The organism is Roseomonas marmotae, assembly GCF_017654485.1.
Lineage (GTDB): Bacteria > Pseudomonadota > Alphaproteobacteria > Acetobacterales > Acetobacteraceae > Pseudoroseomonas > Pseudoroseomonas marmotae.
Genome location: NZ_CP061091.1, coordinates 904,882 through 930,659 on the forward strand (window position 1 = coordinate 904,882; position 25,778 = coordinate 930,659).

Genomic DNA, 25,778 nt, shown 5'->3' on the forward strand with positions numbered 1-25,778 from the left:
GCGGCCTGACTTCGGACCCAGCCGCGCGCCATGCCCAGCGACCTCCTGCCTGACGACGATGCGCCGCCCCCGCCGGATGGCCCCGGCCTGTTCGGCGATGCGCCGCCGCCGGCGCCCGAGGGGCCCGGGCTGTTCGGGGAAGAGGCCCCCGCCGCCGCGCCCGTCCCGGCCGAAGCGCCGAATACCCCATACCGCGTGCTGGCCCGCAAATACCGGCCCCAGACCTTCGCCGACCTGATCGGCCAGGAAGCCCTGGTCCGCACCCTGAGGAACGCCTTCGCGCAGAACCGCGTGGCGCATGCCTTCATGCTCACGGGCGTGCGCGGAGTGGGCAAGACCACCACCGCCCGCATCATCGCCCGCGCGCTGAACTGCGTGGGGCCTGACGGCCATGGCGGCCCCACCGCCGATCCCTGCGGCGTCTGCCCGGAATGCCAGGCCATCCTGGCCGACCGCCACCCGGATGTGCTGGAGCTGGACGCCGCCTCCAACAACGGCGTGGACAATATCCGCGAGCTGCGGGAGGCCGTGCGCTACCGCCCGGCCCGCGCGCGCTTCAAGGTCTATATCCTCGACGAAGTGCACATGCTCTCGACGGCGGCCTTCAACGCGCTGCTGAAGACGCTGGAAGAGCCGCCGCCGCAGGTCAAATTCCTCTTCGCGACCACCGAGATCCGCAAGGTCCCGGCCACCATCCTCTCCCGCTGCCAGCGCTTCGACCTGCGCCGCGTGCCGCAGGAGGTGCTGCGCGCCCATTTCGCCCGCATCGCGGAACAGGAGCGGGTGCCGGCGGAGGAGGAGGCGATCGCCATGATCGCCCGGGCCGCCGACGGCTCGGTGCGCGACGGACTCTCGCTGCTGGACCAGGCCATGGCCCAGGCCGCTGGCGCCGAGGGCGGCGTGCAGGCGGAGATGGTGCGGGACATGCTGGGTCTGGCCGACCGCAGCCTGCTGCTGGACCTGCTGGAAGGCGTCTTCCGCGGCGATGTCCCGGCGGTGCTGGCCACCATGGACCATGGGCATGAGCGCGGCGCCGACCCCGGTGTCATCCTGGCCGACCTGCTGGAGCTGACGCATACCCTGACGCGCCTGCGCGCCGTGCCGGCGCTGCGCCAGGATCCCTCGCTGCCAGAGGCCGAGCGCGTGCGTGGCGTGGCGCTGGCGGAGAAGCTTTCCATCCCCGTGCTGGGCCGCGCCTGGCAGGTGCTGCTGAAGGGCATTTCCGAGGTGGCCGAGGCGCCCGACCGCCGCGCGGCGGCCGAGATGGTGCTGATCCGCCTGGCGCATCTGGCCGAGATGCCCACCCCCGGCGACCTGGTGCGCCGCCTGACCGAGGGCGGCGCCAGCCTGCCACAGGCCGCGCCCGCCATGCCGCCCCAGGGCGGCGGCGGAAGCGGCGGCGGCGTGCGCGCCGTGGCCAATGGCGCCCCCATGATGGTGGCCGAGGCGCCCGCGCCCCTGCCGCAGCCCCGCGCCTTCCGCGAACTGGTGGCGCTCGCCTCCGGCCGCGCGCCCATGCTGCACGCGCATCTGCTGCACAGCGTGCACCTCGTCAGCTTCGCCCCCGGCCGGCTGGAGCTGCGCCCGACGCCCGAGGCGCCGCGCGACCTGGCCGGCCAGCTCTCAGCCTTCCTGCAGGAGGCCACGGGCAACCGCTGGACCATCACCCTCTCCAACGCGCCCGGCGAGCCGACGCTGGCGGAGCAGAGCCGCCACGCCGCCGGCGAGCGGCTGGCCGTGGCCCAGGCGCATCCGATGGTGCAGGCCATCCTGCTGGCCTTCCCCGGCGCCAGGGTGGAGCAGGTGCGGGACGAGAGCCTGGATGATTATGGCCTGCCGGCCCTGGACCTGCCTGAAGTGACCTCCGATATGGAGGACGAGATGGGGCAGGAATTCGCCCCGCCTGACGCTGAATCCGTCGAACTCGACGATCTGGAGAGCCCATGAAGAACCTTGCCGGCATGATGAAGCAGGCCCAGCAGATGCAGGCCAAGATGCAGGAGATGCAGGCCCGGCTGGAAGCCACACTGGTCGAAGGCTCGGCCGGTGCGGGGATGGTGAAGCTCACCCTCTCCGGCAAGGGCGACATGAAGAAGCTCACCATCGATCCTTCCCTGGTGGACGCCGAGGAGAAGGAGGTGCTGGAGGACCTGATCGTCGCCGCCCATGCCGATGCCCGGACGAAGGTGGAGGCGATGATGGCCGAGGAAATGCAGAAGGCCACCGCCGGCCTGAATATCCCGGGCATGGGTGGCGGCCTGCCGGGCGGCTTCAAGCTGCCTTTCTGAGCGGCGCATGATCCCACCTGAATCGGGGGGCAACGCCACCGATCAGGTGGAGCGGCTGATTGCCCTTCTCGCCAAACTCCCGGGCATGGGGCGCCGAAGCGCCCGCAGGGCCGCGCTGCGCCTGCTGCGCGACCCGGCCGGGCTGATGCTGCCGCTGGCCGATGCCATGCGCAGCACGGCCGAGGCCGTGCGCCCCTGCCGCCTCTGCGGCAACCTCGACACCACCGACCCCTGCCGCATCTGCACCGATCCCGCGCGGGACCATGAGGTGCTCTGCGTGGTGGAGGGGGTGGCCGATCTCTGGGCGCTGGAGCGCGCCCGGGTGCATCGCGGCCTCTATCATGTGCTGGGCGGCGTGCTCTCCGCCCTCTCCGGCGTGGGGCCGGAGGATCTGCGGCTGGATTCGCTGCTGGCCCGCGTGGCGGATGGCGGGGTGCGGGAGGTGATCCTGGCGCTGCCCGTGACCGTCGATGGCGCCACCACCGCGCATTACCTGCATGACCGGCTGCGGCCCTCGGGCGTCATCGTCACCCGGCTGGCCCAGGGCGTGCCCATGGGCGGGGCGCTGGATGTGATGGATGACGGCACCCTGGCGGCTGCCCTGAAGGCCCGCCGCCCAGCCTGAGCCAAAAGAGGCGGCGCGGGCAAAGAAAAACGCCGGGGAGGGATCCTCCCCGGCGTTTTCCGTCTGTCCCGGAAGGATGGGCGGGATCAGCCCAGGCGCTCGCCGTGCAGCGAGACGTCCAGGCCCTCGCGCTCCTCTTCCTCGCTCACGCGCAGGCCGATGACCAGGTCGATGATCTTCAGCAGGATGAAGGTGGCGATGGCGGTGAAGACGAAGGTGGCGGCGACCGCATAGAACTGCAGCAGGAACTGGCTGAAGCTGCCGCTGATGCCTGCGGGGTCCGCGTCTGTGCCGGAGAGCGGGCCATAGGCGAAGATGCCGGTCAGCAGCGCGCCGACGATACCGCAGACGCCATGCACGCCGAAGGCGTCCAGGCTGTCGTCATAGCCGCACCAGTGCTTCAGGGCCGTGGCGCCCCAGAAGCCGGCGAGGCCCGCCGCGAGGCCGATGACCAGCGCCGAGCCCGGCAGCACGAAGCCGGCGGCCGGGGTGATGGCGACCAGCCCCGCCACCGCGCCGGAGATGGCGCCGAGCACGGAGGGCTTGCCCTTCAGGATCCACTCGATGACGGTCCAGCTCAGCACGGCGGCACCGGCGGCGATCTGCGTCACCAGCATGGCCATGCCCGCGCGGCCGCCGGCGCCACCCGCGGAGCCCGCGTTGAAGCCGAACCAGCCGATCCACAGCAGGCTGGCGCCGATCACGGCGAAGGCCAGGTTGTAGGGGGACATGTTCTCGGTGCCGAAGCCGGTGCGCTTGCCCAGCATGATGGCGCCTACCAGGCCCGCCACGCCGGCATTGATATGCACCACGGTGCCGCCGGCGAAATCCAGCGCGCCCAGGCCGAAGATCCAGCCGTTCGGGTGCCAGACCCAGTGCGCGACGGGCGCGTAGACCAGCAGTGACCACAGCACCGCGAAGGCCACCAGGGCCGAGAACTTGATGCGGTCAGCCCAGGCGCCGACGGCGAGCGCGGGCGTGATGATGAAGAAGGTCATCTGGAACATGACGAAGACGGATTCGGGGATGGTGAAGGCCACCGCCGCGTCGCCGCTGCCCAGGGTGAAGGGCTGGTCCCAGTTCTCCGCGATGCCGGAGAGGAAGACCCTGGAGAGGTCGCCGATATAGGCACCGCCCTCACCGAAGGCCAGGCTGTAGCCGGCGACCATCCAGACCAGCGTCAGCAGCCCGGCGAGGAAGAAGGACTGCATCAGGGTGGCAAGGATGTTCTTCTTGCGCACCATGCCGGCATAGAACAGCGCCAGGCCGGGGATGGTCATCATCAGCACCAGGGCGGTGCTGGTGAGCATCCAGGCGGTGTCGCCGGCACTCACGGTCGGGGCATCCTGCGCCAGGGCAGGGCCGGTCAGCAGCAGGGCGGGAAGGAAGGCGGCGAAGGCACGAGCCTTCGCCATGGCCGTACGCATCGGCTTCGGTTCCGTTGTCATCGGGTTGTGGTTGGGCTTCAAAGCGCCGCGTCGTCGGTCTCGCCGGTGCGGATACGCAGGGCGCGCTCCACGTCCAGCACGAAGACCTTCCCGTCACCGATCTTGCCGGTGCGGGCGGTATTCGCGATGGCTTCCACCACGGCGTCCACCATGTCGGATGGCACGGCCACCTCGATCTTCAGCTTGGGGAGGAAGGAGACGTGGTATTCCGCGCCGCGGTAGATCTCGGTCTGGCCTTTTTGCCGTCCGAAACCCTTGACCTCAGTCACCGTCAGCCCTTGCACGCCGAGCGGGGTGAGCGCCTCGCGCACCTCGTCCAGCTTGAACGGCTTGATGATCGCCATGACCAGCTTCATGCGCTGCGGCCCCCTTATCCGCTTGGCTCGGCCTCCTTCATGCGAAAGCCATGCCACAAGCGTGTGCGTGAGCGTCCCGGCCCACTTGGCCGTGATCGCCAGCGGTTGCGGTGGGGAGGGGCGCTGCCCGCCCGGCGTCTCATCAGGGGAAACGAGGCAGTTTGCATAAAATTTGTGCAGAAATCGGTTCGTTAGCGGACAGGCCCTCGCGCCGCCAGGGAGGACAGGGCAGAATGCGGGCATGAGTGAAGAGATCGAGGTCTGCATCGTCGGTGCCGGGCCGGTGGGGGCCACCCTGGCCGCCACCCTCGCCAGCGCGGGGGTGAGCGTCGCGGTGGTGGATGCCGCGCCGCTGCCGCCCATGGAGCATCCGGCCTTCGATGGCCGCGCCTATGCCATCGCCGCCACCAGCCGCAACCTGCTGGAAGCCGCGGGAGTCTGGCAGCACCTGCCGTCCATCCCCGGGCCCATCCGCCGCATCCGCGTGCTGGATGGCGCGCCGGGCGAGCCGGCCAGCCCGCTGGGCCTGGATTTCGACTCCGCCGAGACCGGCGACGAGCCCTTCGGCTGGATGGTCGAGGCCCGCTGGCTGCGCGTGGCCCTCAATGCCCGCCTGGCCGAGCTGGCGCATCTGCAGCTCCATGCCCCCGCCCGCGCCGAGGTGCTGCGGGACGAGGCTGGCGCCACCATCCGCCTCTCCACCGGGCCAGAGTTCCGCGCGCGCCTCGTCGTCGGCGCCGAGGGGCGCAACAGCCCGCTGCGCCGGCAGGCCGGGATCGGCGCCACGCGCTTCGACTACCACCAGATGGGCATCGTCGGCGCCATCGCGCATGAGCTGCCGCATGACGAGGTGGCGCTGGAGAAGTTCCTGCCACACGGCCCCTTCGCCCAGCTGCCGATGGCGGCGACGGAGGAGTATCCGCATGTCTCCGCCATCGTCTGGACGGAGAAGCGGCATCTGGCGGAACGCTTCCTGGCCCTGCCGGACGAGGCCTATGGCCGGGAGATCGAACGCCGCATGGGCGGGCATCTCGGCCGCGTCACCCCCATCGGCCGCCGCTGGTCCTATCCGCTGGCCGCCCTGCATGCCACGCGTTACGCCGATACCCGGCTGGCCCTGGTGGGCGATGCCGCCCATGGCATCCACCCCATCGCCGGCCAGGGGCTGAACCTGGGCTTCCGCGACGTGGCGGCCCTGGCCGAGCTGGTGGTGGAGGCCGTCGCCGCCAACCAGGACCCCGGCGGTGCCGGGCTGCTGGCGCGCTACCAGGCCGCCCGCCGGCCCGATGCGCTGCTGATGCTGGGCGCCACCCATGCGCTGGAACGCCTCTTCGGCAACAGCCTGCCGCCCGTGCGGCTGGCGCGCCGGCTGGGGCTGGCGGCCGTGCAGCGCATGCCCGCCCTGAAACGCGCCTTCGCCCGCCGCGCCATGGGCTTCGGCAGCGCCACGGGCGGGTTGCTGGATGGGCGCGGGCTGGTGTCGCTGCGGTAGGCTGCGGCCCTAGCTTTCCCGCAGCTGGGGATTGTCGAAAACCGGCCGCCGATAGGCCGCCAGAGCCTCGCGCAGGGCGCCGGCCAGGTCTTCCTTCTCGGGCTCCGAGAGATAGGTGCCGATGGGGATGCGATGGCCGCGCCGCACCAGGGCCAGGCCCTGGCGCTCGGTCAGCTCCACCCGGGCCCAGTAGGCATCCATGGCGGCTTCCATCCGCTGCCCGCGCGAATCGGTGCGGCGCACGGTCACCTTCCCATCGGCCAGCCGGATCATCTCATGCGCCCGGCCGGAGCGTCGGTGGTGCAGCATGACCAGGCCGAGCGCGAGGGCCGATTCCAGGCCCAGGAAGCCAAAGACCGGCCAGGCGCCCAGCAGCGTGAAGACGATGCCGCCCAGCAGGCTCCAGCAGAGGGTGATTCCGGCCAGAAGCAGGAAAAGCCCGCGGTGGAAGCTGTGCGCGGGGGTGCTGACGGCCTCGAAGAGCACGGGCTCGGGCCGGGGCAGGACGGGGTTTGCCGGCATCGCGCGACACCATAGGCTGGCGGGGCCATCTCTGCACCGCTTTCCGCGGCATCTAGCTCTCAGGTGATCATGACCCGCGCCCCCAGGACCATCGCGCGCCGCCGCGCCGCCACCCCCGCCGACCCCGCCCTGGCGCCGGATGCCTCGCCCGAGGCCGTGGCGGAGATCGGGCCGCCGCCTCGCAAGAAGGGCCCCGCTAGGCCGCAGCACGGCTCCGCCCAAACGCCACGGCGGGCGCGGATCATGAGCCTGCAGCAGGCCGGCGACTTCATCCGCGCCCTGGCCGCCGCCAATCCGGAGCCGGAGACGGAACTGCACTATACCAGTCCCTATACGCTGCTGGTGGCCGTGGCGCTCTCGGCCCAGGCCACCGATGTCTCCGTCAACAAGGCCACCGCCACCCTGTTCCAGGAAGCGGATACGCCGGAGGCCATGGTGGCGCTGGGGGAAGAGGGGGTGGGGCGGCACATCCGCAGCATCGGCCTCTGGAAGGGCAAGGCGAAGAACGTGGTCGCCCTGTCGCGCCTGCTGCTGGAGCGGCATGGCGGCGAGGTGCCGGCCGACCGCGCGGCGCTGGAGGCGCTGCCGGGGGTGGGGCGCAAGACCGCCAATGTCGTGCTGAACGTGGCCTTCGGCGAGGAGGCGATGGCGGTGGACACGCATATCTTCCGCCTGGGCAACCGTACCGGGCTGGCGCCGGGCAAGACACCGCGGGAGGTGGAGGACGGCCTGATGAGGCGCGTGCCGCCCGATCTGCTGCGGGACGCGCATCACTGGCTGATCCTGCACGGGCGCTATGTCTGCAAGGCGCGGATGCCGGAATGCTGGCGCTGCGTGGCCATCGCGCTCTGCAACTACCGCGACAAGGTGCGGGTGCCGCCGCCGCGCTGAGGCGCCGGCTCAGGCCCTCACCGGACGCGGGATGCGGAAGTGGCGGGCTTCCAGCACCGCCAGCCGGTCCGCTACCGAATCAGCCCGCGCGACGGAGAGGGCGAGCAGCCCGACGCCGATACGGCGGCCGTCCGGCAGGGTGGCGGTGCTGGCGGATTCCAGGACGACCTCCACCGCGCCTTCCCCGGCCGGCACCTCCAGGGCGGCGGCTTGCTGGCCGCCCGCGGGCAGCACCATCTCGGTCACGGCACCGAAGGCGGCTTCCCCACGGCGGCAGCGCAGCGCCACCACCTGGTCCCGGGCGGGGGCGCGCAGCTCCAGCTCCAGCCGCAGCGGGCCGTGCAGCGCAGGGGGCAGCGGCAGCCGCAGCAGGGCGGAGCCGGGGCGGGTCCAGACGCCCCATTCCTCCAGCGGGTGCCAGGCCTGGCCGGCGCGGGCCGCCTCGGCCACCGCCATGGCGGCTTCGGGGCGGCCGGTCTCCAGCAGGCGGACCGGCAGCCTCTCTCCGGCGCGGATCGGCAGCGGGGGCAGGGGGGCGGCCTCCCGGGCCAGCCGCGCCGCCTCGCCCAGCACCTCGCCGGCCACGGCGTCCCAGCCCGGGCGGGGCGGGGCGGCGGCGATGGCGGCCTCGGCGGCGGCGCGGGCGGCGGGATCGGTGATCAGCGCCTCCAGCTTCGCCACCAGGTCGGGCTCCGAGCCGCTTTCGAAGAAGATGGCGCCATCCCGGCCGGCTTCCAGCAGCGCGGAATGGGCGGGGGCCAGCACCGGCCGGCCGGCGGCCAGGCTTTCCGTCACCGGCAGGCCCCAGCCTTCATGATGGCTGTTATAGAGGGTGAAGAGGCAGCCCCGGTACAGCGCCGCCAGCAGCGGATCGCCGATGTTCCGCAGCAGATGCACCCGCCCCCGCAGTTCCGCCGCATTCTCCAGCAGTTCCAGCGCCGCCTCCGCCCGCCAGCCCGGACGGCCGACGCAGACGAGGTCCGGCACCGCCGCCGGGCCCAGCTTCCGCAGCAGGGTCAGCCAGGCCTGGAAGACCATCAGGTGGTTCTTCCGCCCCTCCAGCGTGGCGACGAAGAGCACATAGGGACGGCCATGGCGCAGTGCGCGCGGCAGGCCGGAGACTGCCGCGCCGGCGGGCGGCGGGCGCGGCGTGGCATCCAGCCGTACGACCGCCTGGGCCGGTATGGGCAGTTCGGGCAGCAGGGCGGCATGCCAGCGGCGGAACTCCTCCCGCGTGGCGCGGGAGACGGTCAGCAGCCCATCGGCATGCAGGGCGAGGCTGGAGAACCAGCGGGCATAGCCCCGCGCGGTGGCGGCGGTGCAATGCTCCGGCACCACCAGCGGCGCGCAGTCATGCAGCAGCGGCACCTGGCGCAACCCCCACCTGGCCCGTGCCTGCCGCAGGCAGGCGAGGTGATCGGCCGGCTCCCAGCTGCCGCCCAGCGGGACCAGCACGGCGCCCTGGGCGAAATCCAGCGGCTTCTCCTCCAGCGCATCCGCCAGCAGGGCGGTGGCGTCGCGCCAGGAGGGGTCGACCGGGTCGGCATCCGCGCGCATCAGGTGGTCGATGCGGTGGAACAGCGCGGCGGGCCAGCGCCGCCAGCCGCCGCCCGCCGCCGGCATGGCGCAGAGCACCGGTGGCTCTGGCCGCGCCAGGGCGGCGGAGGCGATCTCGAGCTGCACGCGCTGGATGCCGGAGGGCGCACGCCGCCCCTTGCGAATCCAGGTGGCGAGGTCGCTCAGGTCCAGCACCACCCCCGCGGCCGGCGGTGGCCCGGCGGCACAGGGCAGGGCGGCCAGCCAGGCCTGCCAGATCTCCTCATCTCCTGGCGCCAGGGCGACGGCGTGGGCCAGCGCGGCCTCGGCCTGCGCCCCACGGCCCAGCAGCAGCGCGGCATGGCCGATCTGCCGCGCCAGTGCGGCATCGCGCGGCCGCAGCGCGGCAGCGGCGTGATAGAGGTCCAGGGCATCGGCCAGGGCGCCGGCGCCCAGCAGGCACTGCGCCTGCCGCAGCAGGGTGGGAACATCGTCCGGCAGGAGGCGCGACAGGGCGCCATAGGCCTCGGCGGCGGCCCGCCAGTCGCGTGCCTCCCGCAGCCGGTCCGCCTGTTGCCGCAGGCGTGCGGCCTCGCTGCTTGCTTGCGCTACCATGGTGTCCGGCATCATGACCTTTGCGTCATCCCCCCTCGCGCCGGACAACGCAACCCATGGTCGCGGCCGCGGCAAGGGTCTACCCTTCGCCGGGCTCCGGCCCGCCAGGTCCTGGCGGGGCCGCGCCGCCCCGTGCCGCAACCAGTCAGGGTCTTTGGTCCATGCGCCCCCGCATCTATATCGATGGCCACAATCTCGCGCTCGACCAGGGTACCGGCGTCGCCACCTATGCCCGCAACCTCAGCTTCCGGCTCGGCTCGCTGGGTGCGGAGGTGGGCGTGCTCTACGGCACCCGCGCCAGCCCCAGCCGCAACGAGCTGATCCGCGAGATCGCCTTCTTCGACAACCGGGTGGGCGAGGCTTCCTCGCTGCTGCGCTGGATGCGCTCGGCACGGCGCACCCTGCTCTCGCCCTTCGGCGAATACGCGACGGGCGTGCCCATCACCGGCAAGGTGGTGGCAAATACCTTCGAGAACCGGATGCCGCATTTCGATCACCTCTGGAATGTCGAGAACGGCTTCACCGTCGCCCATAACCATTTCCGCCATTACCGCACGCGGCTGACGGTACGCATGCCCCGCCCGCCGCAGGTGATGCACTGGACCTATCCGCTGGCGATGCGGGTGCCGGGCGCGAAGAACATCTACACGCTGCATGACCTCGTGCCGCTGCGGCTGCCCTATACGACGCTGGACAACAAGCGCCGCTATTTCCGCCTCAACAAGCTGATCGCCCAGAAGGCCGACCACATCATCACGGTCAGCGAGGCCTCACGGCGCGACATCATCAACCTGCTGGGCGCGGACCCGGAGAAGGTGACGAATACCTACCAGTCCGTCGAAATCCCGAAGAAATTCGCCGAGAAGCCCATCAACGAGGCATTCGACGAGATCAAGGGCAGCTTCGGCCTGGATTGGAAGGGCTACTTCATGTTCTTCGGCGCCATCGAGCCGAAGAAGAATGTGGGCCGGATGATCGAGGCCTTCCTCTCCTCCGGCTCCGACCTGCCGCTGGTGATCGTCGGCAAGCAGGCCTGGAAGAGCGCGGAGGAGCTGAAGCTGCTCTTCGACGACCATATCCGCTACCAGGTGCAGGAGGGGTCGATCCTGCGCGTGAAGCGCAAGATCATCCTGCTGGACTATGCGCCCTTCCGCCTGCTGGTCTCGCTGATCCGCGGCGCCAAGGCCTGTCTCTTCCCCTCGCTCTATGAAGGCTTCGGCCTGCCGGCTCTGGAGGCGATGAAGCTCGGCACGCCGGTGATGACCTCGAATACCTCGTCCCTGCCCGAGGTGGTGGGGGATGCCGCCATCACCGTCGACCCCTACGACGTCCGGGCGATGGTGGAGGCGATTCGCGCCCTGGACCAGGACCCGGAGCTGCGGGCCTGGCTGGAGCATGCCGGCCCGCGCCGCGCGGCGCTGTTCAGCGCCGAGCAGTATGAGCGCCGCCTGTCCGATGTCTATCGCCGCATGGGAGTGTCGCTGGAGCCGGAGGCAAGCACCGCCGCCGCGCCGCTGCGGCAAGCGGCTGAATAGATTGTCGGAAATGTTTACAGACCGATCCGACTACCCGTAACGGCCACGGTGGCGCTAGGGCCACAGCCTGTGGCATGATTACAACAAGGAAAGGCCGAACTCCCGCCCCCGGCCATCCTGGCGTTGACGCTCCCCCTGCCTTCACGACACCGTGGGCGCCAAGTGCTCCCAGGCGGGAGCCAGTGCCTGGCGTTGATACGGGGGAGCGGCTTTGGAGCGAGAGGACGGGCAGCGCATCGCCATGCCTGCGGTGGGGGATATCCTCATCGCCGACTCGGCCGACCGCCTGACCCGTGAGCGGGGAGGGAGCCCTGGCTGGTGCGGCCCCGCCGCCATCGCCCTGGCGGCGGGCTGTGGCTATGCCGATGCCTGCCAGATGCTGCGCAAGGTGGCGCCTGAGCGCTACCTGGCCCAGCCCGATATCATCACCGCCTACTGGCGCGACGTGGTGGCGGCCCTCCGCCTGGCGGGCCTTCCGGCCGAGCCGGTGCCGGTCGAGAAGCGTGGCGCGCGGGGGCCGACCCTGCTGACCCTTGCCCGGCGCGGCGGGCTGGAGCCCGGCCTCTACCTCGTGCGCGTCACCGGGCACTTCCTGCTGCTGACGCTGCGCGGCTTCGGGCGGGCGCATGTGCATGACAACCGCCTCTCCGGCGCCGTGCTCTCGACCCGCAGCCACGGGCTCTGCCGGGTGACGCATCTGGCCCGCCTGCCGGGGGCGCTCGGCTAGGCTTCTTGTCGTTCTGCTTGCGGGGGGCAGGTTAGGCGCCTATATGAACCCCAGAACATCTTCACTGCACAGTCAGGGGGGTGGCCTTGCGGCCGCCTTTTTTTGTTTTTGGAAGACGACGACACACTCACCCCCGATGAGGCGCCCCAGGAAAGCCTGGAAGCCCGCATCGCTACCACCATCACGCCAGCACTGGCGGCGATGGGCTACGAGATCGTGCGCGTCCTGATCCAGGGCAAGCAGATCCCGACCGTGCAGATCATGGCCGACCGCGCCGATGGCCGCCCCATCGGCGTGGCCGATTGCGAGGCCATCAGCCATGCCGCCGGCGCCGTGCTGGACGTGGACGACCCCTTCCCCAAGGAGTGGCACCTGGAGGTTTCCTCCCCGGGTATCGACCGTCCGCTGACGCGCACCAAGGACTGGCTGCGCTTCACGGGGCACCTGGCCACCGCCGAGATGAGCATCCCCTTCGAGGGGCGCCGCCGCTTCCGCGGCTTCATCCTCGGCGCTGACGAGGAAAGCGTCCGGCTGAAGCTGGAGGATGGCGGCGAGATCACCTTGCCCCGCGTCGATATGCGCCGTGCCAAGCTGGTGCTGACCGACGAACTGATTGCCGCGACTGCGGCCGAGGCCGGTGCGGATCCGGAGGAAGACCCCTCCGAGGATGACCCCGGCGTCCCCATCTTGCCCAAGAGGAACTAGGATCATGGCCGTGGACATCACCATCGCCCGCCCGGAGCTTCTGCAGGTTGCCGATGCCGTGGCGCGCGAGAAGATGATCGAGCGCGACGAGGTCCTCGAGGCGATGGAGCAGGCCATCCAGAAGGCCGGCCGCGCCAAGTACGGGCACGAGAAGGACATCCGCGCCGTCATCGACCGCAAGACCGGTGAGGTGAAGCTGTCCCGCTGGTCTGAGGTGGTGGCGCAGGAGCCGGTCGAGAACGAGGCGACGCAGATCCCGCTGCGGATCGCGCAGAAGGTGCAGCCGGGCATCCAGGTCGGCGAATATATCGTCGATCCGCTGCCGCCGATCGATTTCGGCCGCATCGCCGCGCAGACCGCCAAGCAGGTGATCGTGCAGCGCGTGCGCGAGGTCGAGCGGTCCAAGCAGTTCAACGAGTACAAGGACCGCGTGGGCGAGGTCGTCAACGGCGTCGTCAAGCGCACCGAATACGGCAACCTCATGGTCGATCTCGGCCGCGCCGAGGCCCTGCTGCGCCGTGACGAGACCATCCCGCGCGAGGCCTTCCGCAACGGCGACCGCGTGCGTGCCTACATCTATGACGTGCGCGAGGAGCCGCGTGGCCCGCAGGTCTTCCTGAGCCGCACGCATCCCGGCTTCCTGGCCAAGCTGTTTGCCCAGGAAGTGCCGGAGATCTACGACGGCATCATCGAGATCAAGGCCGTGGCCCGCGACCCGGGCTCCCGCGCCAAGATGGCCGTGGTCAGCCGCGATTCCTCCATCGACCCGGTCGGCGCCTGCGTCGGCATGCGCGGCTCCCGCGTCCAGGCGGTGGTGGCCGAGCTGCAGGGCGAGAAGATCGACATCATCCCCTGGTCGCCCGAGAATGCCACCTTCGTGGTGAACGCGCTGGCGCCGGCCGAGGTGACCAAGGTCGTGCTGGACGAGGAGACCCGCCGGGTTGAAGTGGTGGTCCCGGATGACCAACTCTCCCTCGCGATCGGCCGCCGCGGCCAGAATGTCCGCCTGGCCAGCCAGCTGACCCGCTGGGATATCGACATCCTCACCGAGGCCGAGGAATCGGAGCGCCGGCAGGAGGAATTCCGCAAGCGCACCGGCCTTTTCGTCGAGGCGCTGGACGTGGACGATGTCATCGCCGGCCTGCTGGTGACCGAGGGCTTCGGCACCGTCGAGGAACTGGTCGATATTCCCGACGAGGAGCTGGCGGAGGTCGAGGGCTTTGACGAGGACGTGGCCGCCGAGCTGAAGCGCCGCGCCCAGACCTTCCTGGAGCGCCGCGACCAGGAGCTGGACGAGAAGCGCCGCGCGCTGGGCGTCGAGGATGCGGTGGGCGAGGCCGGTGGCTTCTCCCCGGCCATGATGGTCACGCTGGGCGAGAAGGGGATCAAGACCCTGGACGACCTCGGCGACCTGGCGGCCGATGAGCTGATCGAGATCCTCGGCACCGAGGCGGTGGACGAGGAAACGGCGAACGCCATCATCATGGCGGCGCGTGAGCATTGGTTCGCCGCGGAGAATGGTGCCGGCGACAAGGTCGGCAACGAAAGCGGCGAGGAGAAGACCGACGACCAGCAATCCTGAACACGCCTCGGCCACCGGGTTAGCGCCTGAGCTGGCCCCGGAGGCGCCGACCGAGCGGCCGCCGAAGCCGATGCCCAAGGCGGATGGAGCGGACTCTGAGAAGGGTCCGCTGCGCCGTTGCATCGTGACGCGGGAAACCGGGCCCAAGGAAGCGATGATCCGCTTCGTGCTGAGCCCGGGGCGGGAACTGGTGCCGGACCTGGCCGGTAAGCTGCCGGGACGGGGAATGTGGTTGAGCGCGCGTGCCGATGTGCTAGAACGCGCGCAGACTCGCGGCGCCTTTTCCAGGGCGGCCAAGGGTCTGGTGATACCGCCCCCTGATCTTCGCGCCCGAATCGAACATGGCCTTCGCGCTCGCTTGCGCGACCATGTGGGTCTGGCACGCAGGGCGGGGCAGGCCGTCTGTGGCTTCCAGCAGGTGCGGGAATGGCTGCAGAACGGCCGCGCCGGCCTTCTGGTGGAAGCGGCGGACGGCAGCGAGGCGGAGCGGCGGCGGTTGCAGGGCAGGCATGACCTCCCCGTGGTGGCCGTTCTCTACGCCGAGGAACTCGGGGCGATCTTCGGACGCGATCATGCGGTGCATGTGGGCGTGGCGTCCGGGCGGATTGCCGAGATGATTATGCAGGAGGCTGGTCGATTGGCCGGATTTACTGTCAACGCGAACGGAGCGGGGTCGTGAGCCCGGCAACGGCTCGCGTTTGGATATATGGCAGACAACGGATCGGATATTAGCGAGCGCATGAGCGACCAGAACGAGCAGGACGGCGGCAAGAGCCGCCTGAGCCTTCGGCCCACCGGCCGGTTGGAACTCGGCAAGACCGAGCAGGCCGGCAGCGTGCGGCAATCGTTCAGCCATGGGCGCTCCAAGACTGTGCAGGTCGAGGTGGTGAAGAAGCGCGCCCCGGGCGCGCCGGCTCCCACCCAGAAGCCGGCGGGCGCCGCCACGGGCCCGCGCCCGGCGGGCGGCCCGCAGCGTGGGGCCTCTGGCCCGCAACGCGGCGGCGCGACCTCCGCCAATCGTCCCCTGAACCAGGGCGAGCAGGCCAACCGCCTGCGCGTGCTGGAGGAACATCGCCGGCAGGAAGCCCAGCGCGAGCGTGAGGCGCGTGAGCGTCAGGCGCTGATGCTGCGCTCGGCCGCGGAGGAAGCCGCCCGCAAGGCGGAAGAAGATCGCCGCGCCGCCGAGGAAGCCGCTGTCCGCGCCGAGCAGGAAGCGCGCGAGAAGGCCGAGGCCGAGGCCCGCCGCAAGGCCGAGGAGGAGGCGCGCCGCAACGCGCCGCCGTCGGCGCCCCAGCCTGCCGCCGCTCGTCCCGCGCCGCGCGACGGTGGCCGTGACGACAGCCGCGGCCCGCGCCCGGCTGGCATGCCGTCCCGTGCCGGTGGCCCTGGTGCCGCCGGCCCCGGCGGTGGTTTCCGCCGCCCCGGCGCGCCGGCCCCGGCCGCCGCGCCCGGTGCTGCTCCCGGCGCTCCGCCGCGCCTGACGCTGCGTGGCCGCGACGAGGGTGGCGAGGAAGAGCGCCGCGCCCCCGCGCGCCGGCCGATGGGTGGCCCGCTGGCCGCCAAGAAGCCGATGCCGGTGCCGGTCAAGAAGACCCCGGTGACCGACCGTCGTCGTGACGGCCGCATCGATGTCGCCGCCGCGATCGAGGGCGAGGACGAGCGCAGCCGCTCCATGGCTTCCGTCCGCCGCGCCCGTGAGCGTGAGCGCCGGCAGCAGGAGCTGCAGCGCCTGCGCTCCGATGGCGTGAAGGTCGTCCGTGACGTGGTGGTGCCGGAAGCCATCACGGTACAGGAACTCGCCAACCGCATGGCCGCACGTGGCGGCGAGGTGGTGAAGGCGCTGTTCCGCATGGGCGTGATGGCGACGCTGACCCAGACCATCGATGCCGATACGGCGGAGCTGGTGGTCAACGAATTCGGCCACCGCGTGCGCCGCGTGTCGGAAGCCGATGTCGAGCAGGGCCTGGAAGGCCTGACCGATGTCGAGGCCGACCTGCAGCCCCGCGCGCCCGTCGTGACCATCATGGGCCATGTCGACCACGGCAAGACCAGCCTGCTGGACGCGCTGCGCAAGACCGATGTGGCGGCGCGCGAGGCCGGTGGCATCACGCAGCATATCGGCGCCTATCAGGTGACGCTCGAAGGCGGCCAGAAGATCACCTTCCTGGACACGCCGGGCCACGAGGCCTTCACGGCCATGCGGGCCCGCGGCGCTTCCGTGACGGATATGGTTGTGCTGGTGGTCGCGGCCGACGACGGCGTGATGCCGCAGACGATCGAGGCCATCAACCACGCCAAGGCGGCCGGCGTGCCGATCATCGTGGCGGTCAACAAGATCGACAAGGAAGGCGTCAACCTCGACCGCGTGCGGCAGGAACTGCTGCAGCATGAGATCGTGGTGGAAAGCCTGGGCGGCGACACGATGGAGATCCCGGTCTCCGCGCTGAAGGGTACCAACCTGGACAAGCTGCAGGAAGCCATCCTGCTGCAGGCCGAGGTGCTGGACCTTAAGGCGAACCCGGACCGCGCCGCAGAGGGTGCCGTGATCGAGTCGAAGCTCGACAAGGGCCGTGGCCCCGTGGCCACCGTGCTGGTCCAGAAGGGCACGCTGCGCCAGGGCGACCTGGTGGTGGCGGGCACCGAATGGGGCCGCGTGCGCGCCATGCTGGACGACAAGGGCCGCCAGGTGAAGGAGGCGGGCCCGAGCCTGCCGGTCGAGATCCTGGGCCTGTCCGGCGTGCCGACCGCTGGCGAGACCTTCGTGGCCGTGGAGAATGAGAGCCGGGCGCGCGAGATCTCCGAATACCGTCAGCGCGTGGCCCGCGAGAAGCAGGCCGCCGCCGCCGGTGCCGCCCGTGGCACGCTGGCCGACATGATGGCGCGCGTCGCCGCCGGCCAGCAGAAGGAGGTTGCCGTCGTCGTCAAGGCCGACGTGCAGGGCTCCGCCGAGGCGCTGGCCGTGACGCTGAACAAGCTGTCGCGCGACGAGGTGAAGGTCCGCCTGCTGCATAGCGGCGTGGGCCAGATCACCGAGAGCGACATCCAGCTTGCGAAGGCGTCCAACGCCATCGTCGTGGCCTTCAACGTCCGGGCGACCACCCAGGCGCGGGAGATGGCCAACCGCGACGGCGTCGAGATCCGCTACTACTCCATCATCTACCAGGTGGCGGACGACGTGGAGGCGATGGTGCGCGGCAAGCTGGCGCCCATCCAGCGCGAGAAGTTCCTGGGCTACGCGCAGATCCTCGAGGTCTTCGAGGTCAAGCGCCTGGGCAAGATCGCCGGCTGCCGCGTCACCGATGGCGTGGTCAAGCGTGGCTGCGGCGTCCGCCTGCTGCGCGACGGCGTGGTGATCCACCAGGGCGAGCTGGCGACGCTGCGCCGCTTCAAGGACGACGTGAAGGAAGTCACGAACGGCTACGAATGCGGTATGAGCTTCGCCCATTACGACGACATCCGCGTCGGCGACCAGATCGAGTGCTACGAGACCGAGACCGTCGCCGCCGTCTGAGGCTCGATTAAGAGCTTCAGGCCAACCGATACGCAGCCCGGCGGGTCAATCCCGCCGGGCTGCGGCACTTTCCGGAAGACCCCATCACCATGGCCAAGCAACCGGCCGGCAGCGGCCCCAGCCAGCGCATGCTCCGCGTCGCGGAAGAAGTGCGGCACGCGCTTTCCGCCGTCTTCACCCGCGGCGAGATCCATGATGAGGCGCTCTACGACGCGCGCATCACCGTGACCGAGGTGCGCGCCTCTCCCGACCTCAAGCACATGACCTGCTTCGTCAGCGCCCTCGGCCGTAAGCCGAAGGCGGAGGAGCTGGAAGGACTGCGCCGTATCCAGCCATGGCTGCGGAAGCAGGTGGCGCAGGCAGTGCGGCTGAAATTCGCTCCCCAGCTGCATTTCCAGCCCGATGAGGCGTTGGAATATGCCGCGCGCATCGACAGCGTCATGCGCCGGCCCGAGGTGCTGCAGGACCTCTCGCCTGCCAAGCCGGCTGCCGAAGTCCCGGCGACAGAAGGTCCCGGGACTGAAGGCGACGGCAAGGCATGAGCAGCCGCACCGAGCCGGCGGACCCACCGCAGGGGGCGCCGGTCATCCGCATCACGGCCATGCCACAGAATACCAACCCGGCCGGCGATATCTTCGGCGGCTGGCTGATGGGGTTGATGGACCTGGCGGGCGCTTCCGCCGCCACCCGCCGCGTCCGCGGCCGCTGCGCCACCGTGGCGGTGGAGGCGATGAGCTTCATCTCTCCCGTCCGCGTCGGTGACGAGGTCTCCTGCTACGCGGAGGTCATCTCCACCGGCCGCACCTCCCTGAAGGTCAGGGTGGAAGCCTGGCGGCGGGAGCAGGAAGGCGACCACATGAACCGCGTGACCGACGCGGTGTTTACCTTCGTGGCGCTGGACCAGACCGGGCGCCCGCGCCCGGTTCCCGCCGCCTGAGTCAAAGACTGGACTGGACACGCGCAAGAATGCCTCGCCCGAACCGCAAGCCGCGCGGAATTCCGCTCGATGGTTGGCTGATCGTCGACAAGCCCACCGGCATGGGCTCGACCGACGTGGTCAACAAGCTCAAGCGCGCCTTCAATGCCCAGAAAGTGGGCCATGGCGGCACGCTGGACCCGCTGGCGACCGGCGTGCTGCCGATCGCCTTCGGCGCCGCCACCAAGACCGTTCCCTATGTGATGGACGGCACCAAGACCTATCGCTTCACGCTGAGATTTGGCGAGTTGCGTGATACCGACGACGCGGATGGCAAGGTCATCGAGACCTCCGACGCCCGCCCGACGGACGAGGCCATCCGCGCCGCGCTGCCCGCCTTCATCGGCGACATCATGCAGGTGCCGCCGATCTTCTCGGCCATCAAGGTGAATGGCGAGCGCGCCTATGACATGGCGCGCGAGGGGCAGGCCGTGGAGCTCGCCCCCCGCCCGGCGCGGGTGGACCGTTTCGAGCTGGAATCGCGCCCCGATGCCGATACGGCCATCTTCACGGTGCAGTCGGGCAAGGGCGTCTATATGCGGAGCCTGGCGCGCGACATCGCGCGCGCGGTGGGGACGGTGGGGCATATCGCAACCCTGCGCCGCATGCGGGTCGGGCCTTTCCTTGAGGAAGCGGCGATTCCACTGGACAAGCTGGTCGGATCGGGGGATACCCCGCCTCCTTCCCCGGACCTTCTGTTACCCGTAACGACCGCGCTGGCCGACATCCCGGCACTGGCCCTAACGGAAGCAGAGGCTGCCCGCCTGTCATTTGGTCAGACCATGTCCCTGGTCGACCTGATGGGGCGGATCCCGGACGACGCCGACCCCGAAGGGGGTCTGGTGCGCGCGATGGCGGGGGGGCGCCTGAAGGGCCTCGCCAGGCTCGAATCCGGTCTCCTGAGGCCGGAACGCTGGCTGGGCCCGGGTGAGACGACATTTGTCGCGCCGATGCTCGTGGGCACGGATGCCGACCCTGATTTGAAAGGCTGAAGCCGATGTCGACTGTGACCGCTGAGCGTCGCGCCGAGATCATCAAGGAATACGCGCTGAAGGAAGGCGATACCGGGAGCCCCGAAGTGCAGGTCGCCCTGCTCTCCGAGCGCATCTCCTCGCTGACCGAGCACCTGAAGGTCCACCCGAAGGACTTCCACAGCCGCCGTGGCCTGCTGGTGCTGGTCGGTCAGCGCCGTGGCCTGCTGGACTACACCAAGAAGAAGAGCCAGGCCCGCTATGAGAGCCTGATCGGCCGCCTCGGCCTGCGTCGCTGAACGACGCGCCTTCGCGCTGAAAAGAACGCCGGTCTCCGCAAGGAGGCCGGCGTTTTTTCTTGCCCGCCGCCAGCCGCCTGGAGGCCTGGGGACGGAGTCTGCGGCTGCTTACGCGGCCTGATAGGCCAGAACCGCCGCCGCCAGGTCTTCCCCTGCCCAACCTACAGACTTGAACAGCGTGATCTCCTCCGCCTCACGCCGCCCGAGATGCGTGCCGCGGCAGAGGTCGAAGAGATCGGCCTGGATATGCCCGGCATCGATCGCGCCTTCCACGATGGCCTGCACCACGTCCCCTGCCTCGGCCAGTGCGCCGGCGCGGGTATCGACGAAAAGCCGGGCGCGGCGGACCAGGGTGCTGTCGCTCTCCCGCATATCTCGGCGGAAGGCGCCGACGAGGTCGACATGCGTGCCCGGCGCCACCGCCGCGCCGTCGAACAGCGGCGTGGTGGAGAGGGTGGCGGCGGTAACGATATCCGCCCCGGCGGGGTCGGGTTCCGCCACCGCGTGGGCGGGCAGCCCGGATTCGGCCAGGATTCTGGCCAGGCGAGCCGCGCTCTCGGGCCGGCGGGACCAGACACGGACCTCCCGCAGCGGGAAACGCTCGGCATAGGCTTCCGCCAGGGCATGGGCCACCTTGCCGCTGCCCAGCAGCAGCAGCCGGCTGCTCTCCGGCCGCGCGAGATAGGTGGCCGCCAGCACGCTGGCGGCGGCGGTGCGGCGGTCCGTCAGCATGCTGCCGTCCAGCATGCAGAGCGGCTGCCCGCTTTCCCCGTCCGAGAGCAGATAGACCGAATGCACGGCCTGCATGCCGGGGCTTCGCGCATTGGACGGATTCACATGGACGATCTTCACGCCGGTGAAGCGGTGCGGCTGCCAGGCCGGCATCAGCAGCAGTGTGCCCTCGGCTGCATCCTTTTGCGGCAGCGGATGACTGTGGCGCAGCGGCGCCTCGCAGCCTTCCTCGAAGATCCGCCGCAATGCCTCGCGCAGGGGAGGCCAGGGCAGGCGGTCCGCCGTTTCCGTCTTGTTCAGGATGCGCATGGTGGCTGCGGCCTCCGCCAGTAGGGACGGGGAGCATTGTCACGGGCCTCGCCATAGGCGGCAAGTCGCTGGCGCGCCCCTTGCTTGTCAGGCGAGAAAGAGCCTTCTCGTTCTTCGAAACGGTATGGCACCATTGCGCCGCGATCATGGCAGGTCTAGGGCTGCCATGGTCGTTGCGAAAGCTTGATCATTGCCTCGGCACCGGCCCCTGGACGGCAGCCTGGCTACCCGCCGGCACGCCGTGCGGCGGTGGACTATGGATTAGGAGAACAGAATGAAGCCGACACGGCTTGCTACTCTCCGCGCACTTGGCGCGGCAGCCCTCCTCACCGCTGCGGCTCTGCCGGCGGTGGCCCAGCAGCCCGCCGCCCCGAATGGCGCGACGCTGGACGCCGTCAAGGCGCGGGGTACCCTGGTCTGCGGCGTGAACACCGGCCTCGCCGGCTTCGCGCAGCCTGACAGCCAGGGCGTCTGGAAGGGGTTTGACGTCGATTACTGCCGTGCCGTCGCGGTGGCCATCTTCAATGATCCCAGCAAGGTCCGCTATGTGCCGACCACGGCGCAGAACCGTTTCACGGCGCTGCAATCCGGCGAAGTGGACATGGCGGCGCGCAACACCACCGTGACGCTGTCGCGGGACACCTCGCTCGGCTTCGATTTTCCGGCCATCAACTTCTATGATGGCCAGGGCTTCATGGTGAAGGCCAGCACCGGCGTGAACTCGGCCACGGAACTGGATGGCGCCACCATCTGCGTCCAGCCCGGCACCACGACCGAGCAGAACCTGACGGACTGGGCGCGGGCCAACAAGATCAACTTCACCCCGGTCGTGATCGAGCGGCTGGAGGAGCTGGTCAGCGCCTATGCCGCCGGCCGTTGCGACGCCTATACCACCGACGTCTCCGGCCTGGCCGCTACCCGTTCGGCCCAGCCGAACCCGGCCGAGCACAAGATCCTGCCGGAAGTGATCAGCAAGGAGCCGCTGGGCCCCTTCGTGCGCCAGGGCGACCCGCGCTTCGCGGATATCGTGCGCTGGACGCATAACGCGCTGCTCTCGGCCGAGGAACTGGGCATCACCAGCGCCAATGTCGACAAGGCGGTCTCCGAGGATACCCGCCCCGAAGCGCAGCGCCTGCTGGGCAAGAACGGCGACCTCGGCAAGATGCTGGGCCTGGACAATGCCTGGGCGGCGAACGTTATCAAGAAGATCGGCAACTACGGGGAGATCTTCAGCCGCAACCTGGAGCCGATCGGCATCCAGCGCGGCCCGAACGCGCAGTGGACCCAGGGCGGTCTGCAGTACTCGCCGCCGTTCCGGTGACATGACAGGCGGACGGCCAGGGGGTAACCCCTGGCCGTTTGTTCCATCCCGGCAGCCCGGAAGGCCCCCGGCAGACAGGGCCAGGGCGCGCATGACAAAGCAAAGAGGCTTCCTGCATGTCCGATTCCGCCGTCGATCCTCGGCTGTTGCGAGCACCGCCGAAACGCGGGATGCGCCTCTCCTGGGCGGATGAGCGGTTCCGCGCCATCATCTGGCAGGTGTTGATCGTCGGCGTTGTGGCCGGCATCGTCTGGTGGTTGGTCCGCAATACCCAGTACAACCTCGAGGTCCGGCGCATCGCCACGGGCTTCGGTTTCCTGAACCGCGAGGCGGGTCTGCCCATCGCGGAATCCCTGGTGCCCTATACCCCCGCCAGCACCTATGCGCGGGCGCTGCTGGTCGGCGTGCTGAACACGCTGAAGGTGGCTGTGATCGGCGTCGTCCTGGCGACCATCCTGGGCACGCTGATCGGCATCGCCCGGCTGTCGAAGAACTGGCTGCTCTCCAAGCTCGCCGGTGTCTATATCGAGGTCATCCGCGACGTGCCGCTGCTGCTGCAGCTGCTGTTCTGGTACACTCTCATGCAGACCCTGCCGGCGCCCCGGCAGTCGCTCAACCCCGTCACCGGCGTCTTCCTCTCCAACCGCGGCCTGAAGCTGCCCTGGATTCAGTGGGAAGACGCCCATAGCTTCGCGCTGCTCGGCATGGTGCTGGGTGCCGTGGCCACCTGGTTCTATGCCCGCAGCGCCCGCGCCAAGCAGATGCGGGACGGCCAGCCGCGCAAGGTCTGGCCGGTGGCGCTGGGGCTGATCATCGGCCTGCCGGTGGTGATCTGGGCCGCGATGGGCGCCCCCTGGCAGGGCGATATCCCGGCCCTGCGCGGCTTCAACTTCCAGGGCGGGATGTCCATCTCGCCCGAGTATTTCGCGCTGCTGGCGGGGCTCGTGACCTATACCGCAGCCTTCATCGCGGAGATCGTGCGCGCCGGTGTCCAGGCGGTGCCGCAGGGGCAGTGGGAAGCCTCAGAGGCGCTGGGCCTGCCGCGCGGGCGCATCATGCGGCTGATCGTGCTGCCGCAGGCGCTGCGCGTGATCGTGCCGCCGATGACCAGCCAGTATCTGAACCTGACCAAGAATTCCTCCCTGGCGGTTGCCATCGGCTACCAGGACATCGTCTCGATCGCCAATACGACGTTGAACCAGACCGGACAGGCGATCGAGGGCATCACCATCATCATGGCGGTCTATCTGACCATCAGCCTGTCGATCAGCCTCTTCATGAACTGGTATAATGAGCGCATCGCGCTGGTGGAGCGTTAAAGCCCATGGCCGAGACCCTCGCCGAATCCACGGCACCCCGCACCGCCGCCATCGGCCCCGCCGAGGAGCGCCGCCCGCCGATCAGCGTGGCCGGACCTGTGGCATGGCTGCGGACCCGACTCTTCTCCTCCTGGTGGTCCACCGCCGTCACGCTGGCGCTGGCCTATCTGATCATCCGCTGGACGATGGGTCTGGTGGACTGGGCCTTCGTCAACGCCATCTGGTCGGTGCCCGTCACCAATGGCCAGGCGCAGACCCAGGCCTGCCGGGCCCTGGATGGCAGCGGCGCCTGCTGGGCCGTGATCACGGAGAAGCACCGCTTCATCCTCTTCGGCACCTATCCCTATGACCAGCACTGGCGGCCGCTGCTCTGCATCCTGCTCTTCATCGGGCTCTATGTCGTCTCCGCCATGCGCCGGTTCTGGCGCCCGTCACTGGCGCTGATCTGGCTGGCCACGCTGGCCCTCATCGGCCTGCTGATGTGGGGCGGCGTCTTCGGCATGCCCTATGTGCCGCAGGAGCGCTGGGGCGGGCTGGTCATCACCCTCATCCTCTCCACCTTCGGCATCGCCTTCGCCTTCCCGCTGGCGGTGCTGGTGGCGCTCGGCCGCCGCTCCCGCATGCCGGCCGTCAAGATGCTCTGCATCGTCTATGTGGAACTGATCCGCGGCGTGCCGCTGATCAGCCTGCTGTTCATGGCCAGCGTCATGTTCCCGCTCTTCCTTCCGGAGGGCATGAACATCGACAAGCTGCTGCGCGCGCAGGTCGCCATCATCATCTTCGCCGCCGCCTATCTGGCGGAGGTGATCCGCGGCGGCCTCCAGGCCCTCTCCCGCGGGCAGTATGAGGCGGCGGAAGCGCTCGGCCTCTCCTACTGGCAGAAGACCGGGCTCATCATCCTGCCGCAGGCGCTGCGGCTGGTGATCCCACCACTGGTGAACACCTTCATCGGCCTGTTCAAGGACACGTCGCTGGTGCTGATCATCGGCATCTTCGACCTGCTGACCGCCGGCAAGACGGCGGTGGTGGAGCCGGCTTGGCAGGGCTTCGGCATCGAGGTCTATGTCTTCGTCGGCCTGATCTATTTCGTCTTCTGCTTCGCCATGTCCCGCTACAGCCAGGGGCTGGAGGCGGAGCTGAACCGCCACCGGGCACGCTGATGCGCCGCAGCCCCCACACCATTGATCACGGAGCCTCCAGATGAGCACCACCTTCGAGCACTCCGTGGCCTCGGCCGCGCGGACGGATGCCCCTCCGGCGATCCTGATGGACAAGGTGAACAAGTGGTACGGCAGCCTGCATGTGCTGCGCGACGTGTCGCTCCAGGTCGCGGAAGGCGAGCGCGTGGTGGTCTGCGGTCCCTCGGGCTCCGGCAAGTCCACCATGATCCGCTGCATCAACCGGCTGGAGCAGCACCAGGAAGGCCGCATCATCGTCGATGGCATGGAGCTGACAGACGACCTGCGGAACCTGGACGCGATCCGGCGCGAGGTCGGCATGGTCTTCCAGTCCTTCAACCTCTTCCCGCATCTGACGGTGCTGGAGAACTGCACGCTGGCGCCCATCTGGGTCCGCCGCATGCCGAAGAAGGAGGCGGAGGAACTGGCGATGGAATACCTGACCCGGGTCAAGATCCCGGAGCAGGCGAAGAAGTATCCGGGCCAGCTCTCCGGCGGCCAGCAGCAGCGCGTGGCCATCGCCCGCGCGCTCTGCATGAAGCCCAAGATCATGCTCTTCGACGAGCCCACCTCGGCGCTCGACCCCGAGATGATCAAGGAGGTGCTGGATACCATGGTGATGCTGGCCGATACCGGCATGACCATGATCTGCGTGACGCATGAGATGGGCTTCGCCCGCCAGGTGGCGGACCGCGTGGTCTTCATGGACCGGGGTGAGGTGGTGGAATCCGGCACCCCCGAGCAGGTCTTCAACGACCCCAAGACAGACCGGCTGCAGACCTTCCTCAGCCAGATCCTGCGCGGGCACTGAGCCCCGGGGGCGGCCAGCCGGCCGTCGGG

At 69.7% G+C, this 25,778-nt stretch carries 24 protein-coding genes; 19 read left to right on the forward strand and 5 right to left on the reverse strand.

Translation table 11 applies throughout. The features are described 5' to 3' along the window. Positions 1 to 30: 30 nt before the first annotated feature. From IAI58_RS04280 to recR, 3 genes are read left to right on the forward strand one after another with little or no spacing between them, the layout of a single operon-like run. Complete coding sequence (locus tag IAI58_RS04280; protein ID WP_207446868.1) at positions 31 to 1,947, forward strand: DNA polymerase III subunit gamma/tau; 1,917 nt, start codon at positions 31 to 33, stop codon at positions 1,945 to 1,947. Then, positions 1,944 to 2,288, forward strand: coding sequence for a YbaB/EbfC family nucleoid-associated protein (locus IAI58_RS04285; protein WP_207446867.1), 345 nt, complete (start codon positions 1,944 to 1,946; stop codon positions 2,286 to 2,288). Before IAI58_RS04280 ends, IAI58_RS04285 begins: the two co-directional genes overlap by 4 nt. Before the next feature lie 7 nt (positions 2,289 to 2,295). Continuing rightward, positions 2,296 to 2,913 carry a recombination mediator RecR gene (gene recR, locus IAI58_RS04290; RefSeq protein ID WP_207446866.1) on the forward strand — a complete coding sequence of 206 codons (618 nt, stop codon included), beginning with the start codon at positions 2,296 to 2,298 and terminating at the stop codon, positions 2,911 to 2,913. 86 nt (positions 2,914 to 2,999) lie between these two features. On the opposite strand, the gene IAI58_RS04295 is transcribed toward recR, so the two are convergent. Both IAI58_RS04295 and IAI58_RS04300 read right to left on the reverse strand, forming a co-directional pair. Beyond that, complete coding sequence (locus tag IAI58_RS04295; protein WP_207446865.1) at positions 3,000 to 4,340, reverse strand: ammonium transporter; 1,341 nt, start codon at positions 4,338 to 4,340, stop codon at positions 3,000 to 3,002. A 38-nt stretch (positions 4,341 to 4,378) separates the two neighbouring features. Beyond that, a complete protein-coding gene (locus tag IAI58_RS04300; protein ID WP_207446864.1) occupies positions 4,379 to 4,717 on the reverse strand; it encodes a P-II family nitrogen regulator in 339 nt (112 codons plus the stop codon). Between the two features lie 241 nt (positions 4,718 to 4,958). Here IAI58_RS04300 and IAI58_RS04305 point away from each other — a divergent pair, with 241 nt between their 5' ends. After that, on the forward strand, positions 4,959 to 6,209 hold the full coding sequence (locus tag IAI58_RS04305) for a UbiH/UbiF/VisC/COQ6 family ubiquinone biosynthesis hydroxylase (RefSeq protein WP_207446862.1): 1,251 nt from the start codon (positions 4,959 to 4,961) through the stop codon (positions 6,207 to 6,209). A 9-nt stretch (positions 6,210 to 6,218) separates the two neighbouring features. Here the strand turns inward: IAI58_RS04305 and IAI58_RS04310 are convergent, their stop codons facing one another. After that, positions 6,219 to 6,731, reverse strand: a complete 513-nt coding sequence (locus tag IAI58_RS04310) for a DUF2244 domain-containing protein (protein WP_207446860.1) — start codon at positions 6,729 to 6,731, stop codon at positions 6,219 to 6,221. A 243-nt stretch (positions 6,732 to 6,974) separates the two neighbouring features. Here IAI58_RS04310 and nth point away from each other — a divergent pair, with 243 nt between their 5' ends. Then, a complete protein-coding gene (gene nth, locus IAI58_RS04315; RefSeq protein ID WP_207447056.1) occupies positions 6,975 to 7,622 on the forward strand; it encodes an endonuclease III in 648 nt (215 codons plus the stop codon). 9 nt (positions 7,623 to 7,631) lie between these two features. Here nth and IAI58_RS04320 read toward each other — a convergent pair whose 3' ends face one another. Continuing rightward, positions 7,632 to 9,773: a glycosyltransferase family 4 protein gene (locus IAI58_RS04320; protein ID WP_207446859.1), complete on the reverse strand. Its 2,142-nt coding sequence runs from the start codon at positions 9,771 to 9,773 to the stop codon at positions 7,632 to 7,634. 161 nt (positions 9,774 to 9,934) lie between these two features. Between IAI58_RS04320 and IAI58_RS04325 the strand changes: the two genes are divergently transcribed. The 10 genes from IAI58_RS04325 (at position 9,935) to rpsO (ending at position 20,079) form a co-directional block, all read left to right on the forward strand. Next, positions 9,935 to 11,308, forward strand: a complete 1,374-nt coding sequence (locus IAI58_RS04325; RefSeq protein ID WP_207446858.1) for a glycosyltransferase family 4 protein — start codon at positions 9,935 to 9,937, stop codon at positions 11,306 to 11,308. Between the two features lie 211 nt (positions 11,309 to 11,519). Further along, positions 11,520 to 12,035 carry a hypothetical protein gene (locus IAI58_RS04330; protein WP_207446857.1) on the forward strand — a complete coding sequence of 172 codons (516 nt, stop codon included), beginning with the start codon at positions 11,520 to 11,522 and terminating at the stop codon, positions 12,033 to 12,035. 108 nt (positions 12,036 to 12,143) lie between these two features. Continuing rightward, complete coding sequence (rimP, locus tag IAI58_RS04335) at positions 12,144 to 12,740, forward strand: ribosome maturation factor RimP (RefSeq protein WP_207447054.1); 597 nt, start codon at positions 12,144 to 12,146, stop codon at positions 12,738 to 12,740. 4 nt (positions 12,741 to 12,744) lie between these two features. After that, complete coding sequence (nusA, locus tag IAI58_RS04340) at positions 12,745 to 14,322, forward strand: transcription termination factor NusA (protein ID WP_207446856.1); 1,578 nt, start codon at positions 12,745 to 12,747, stop codon at positions 14,320 to 14,322. Between the two features lie 70 nt (positions 14,323 to 14,392). Further along, positions 14,393 to 15,001: an RNA-binding protein gene (locus IAI58_RS04345; RefSeq protein WP_207446855.1), complete on the forward strand. Its 609-nt coding sequence runs from the start codon at positions 14,393 to 14,395 to the stop codon at positions 14,999 to 15,001. A 60-nt stretch (positions 15,002 to 15,061) separates the two neighbouring features. Continuing rightward, positions 15,062 to 17,833, forward strand: a complete 2,772-nt coding sequence (infB, locus tag IAI58_RS04350; RefSeq protein WP_207446853.1) for a translation initiation factor IF-2 — start codon at positions 15,062 to 15,064, stop codon at positions 17,831 to 17,833. An 89-nt stretch (positions 17,834 to 17,922) separates the two neighbouring features. Beyond that, positions 17,923 to 18,375 (forward strand): 30S ribosome-binding factor RbfA, encoded by a 453-nt coding sequence (rbfA, locus tag IAI58_RS04355; RefSeq protein ID WP_207446851.1) that lies wholly within the window; start codon positions 17,923 to 17,925, stop codon positions 18,373 to 18,375. Then, the gene (locus IAI58_RS04360) at positions 18,372 to 18,770 is read left to right on the forward strand and encodes an acyl-CoA thioesterase (RefSeq protein ID WP_207446849.1); all 399 of its coding nucleotides are present in this window, start codon (positions 18,372 to 18,374) and stop codon (positions 18,768 to 18,770) included. Before rbfA ends, IAI58_RS04360 begins: the two co-directional genes overlap by 4 nt. 29 nt (positions 18,771 to 18,799) lie before the next feature. After that, positions 18,800 to 19,801, forward strand: a complete 1,002-nt coding sequence (gene truB / locus IAI58_RS04365) for a tRNA pseudouridine(55) synthase TruB (protein ID WP_207446847.1) — start codon at positions 18,800 to 18,802, stop codon at positions 19,799 to 19,801. 5 nt (positions 19,802 to 19,806) lie between these two features. Then, a complete protein-coding gene (gene rpsO, locus IAI58_RS04370; RefSeq protein ID WP_120639810.1) occupies positions 19,807 to 20,079 on the forward strand; it encodes a 30S ribosomal protein S15 in 273 nt (90 codons plus the stop codon). 108 nt (positions 20,080 to 20,187) lie between these two features. Here rpsO and lhpI read toward each other — a convergent pair whose 3' ends face one another. Then, positions 20,188 to 21,120, reverse strand: a complete 933-nt coding sequence (lhpI, locus tag IAI58_RS04375) for a bifunctional Delta(1)-pyrroline-2-carboxylate/Delta(1)-piperideine-2-carboxylate reductase (RefSeq protein ID WP_207446845.1) — start codon at positions 21,118 to 21,120, stop codon at positions 20,188 to 20,190. Between the two features lie 274 nt (positions 21,121 to 21,394). Between lhpI and IAI58_RS04380 the strand changes: the two genes are divergently transcribed. The 4 genes from IAI58_RS04380 to IAI58_RS04395 all read left to right on the forward strand — a co-directional run bounded on the left by IAI58_RS04380 (position 21,395) and on the right by IAI58_RS04395 (position 25,749). Then, complete coding sequence (locus IAI58_RS04380) at positions 21,395 to 22,441, forward strand: amino acid ABC transporter substrate-binding protein (protein WP_207446843.1); 1,047 nt, start codon at positions 21,395 to 21,397, stop codon at positions 22,439 to 22,441. Positions 22,442 to 22,557: 116 nt separating this feature from the next. Further along, complete coding sequence (locus tag IAI58_RS04385; protein WP_207446841.1) at positions 22,558 to 23,760, forward strand: amino acid ABC transporter permease; 1,203 nt, start codon at positions 22,558 to 22,560, stop codon at positions 23,758 to 23,760. Positions 23,761 to 23,765: 5 nt separating this feature from the next. Next, positions 23,766 to 24,920 (forward strand): amino acid ABC transporter permease, encoded by a 1,155-nt coding sequence (locus IAI58_RS04390; RefSeq protein ID WP_207446839.1) that lies wholly within the window; start codon positions 23,766 to 23,768, stop codon positions 24,918 to 24,920. 40 nt (positions 24,921 to 24,960) lie between these two features. Further along, positions 24,961 to 25,749 (forward strand): amino acid ABC transporter ATP-binding protein, encoded by a 789-nt coding sequence (locus IAI58_RS04395; protein ID WP_272874832.1) that lies wholly within the window; start codon positions 24,961 to 24,963, stop codon positions 25,747 to 25,749. Positions 25,750 to 25,778 lie beyond the last annotated feature (29 nt).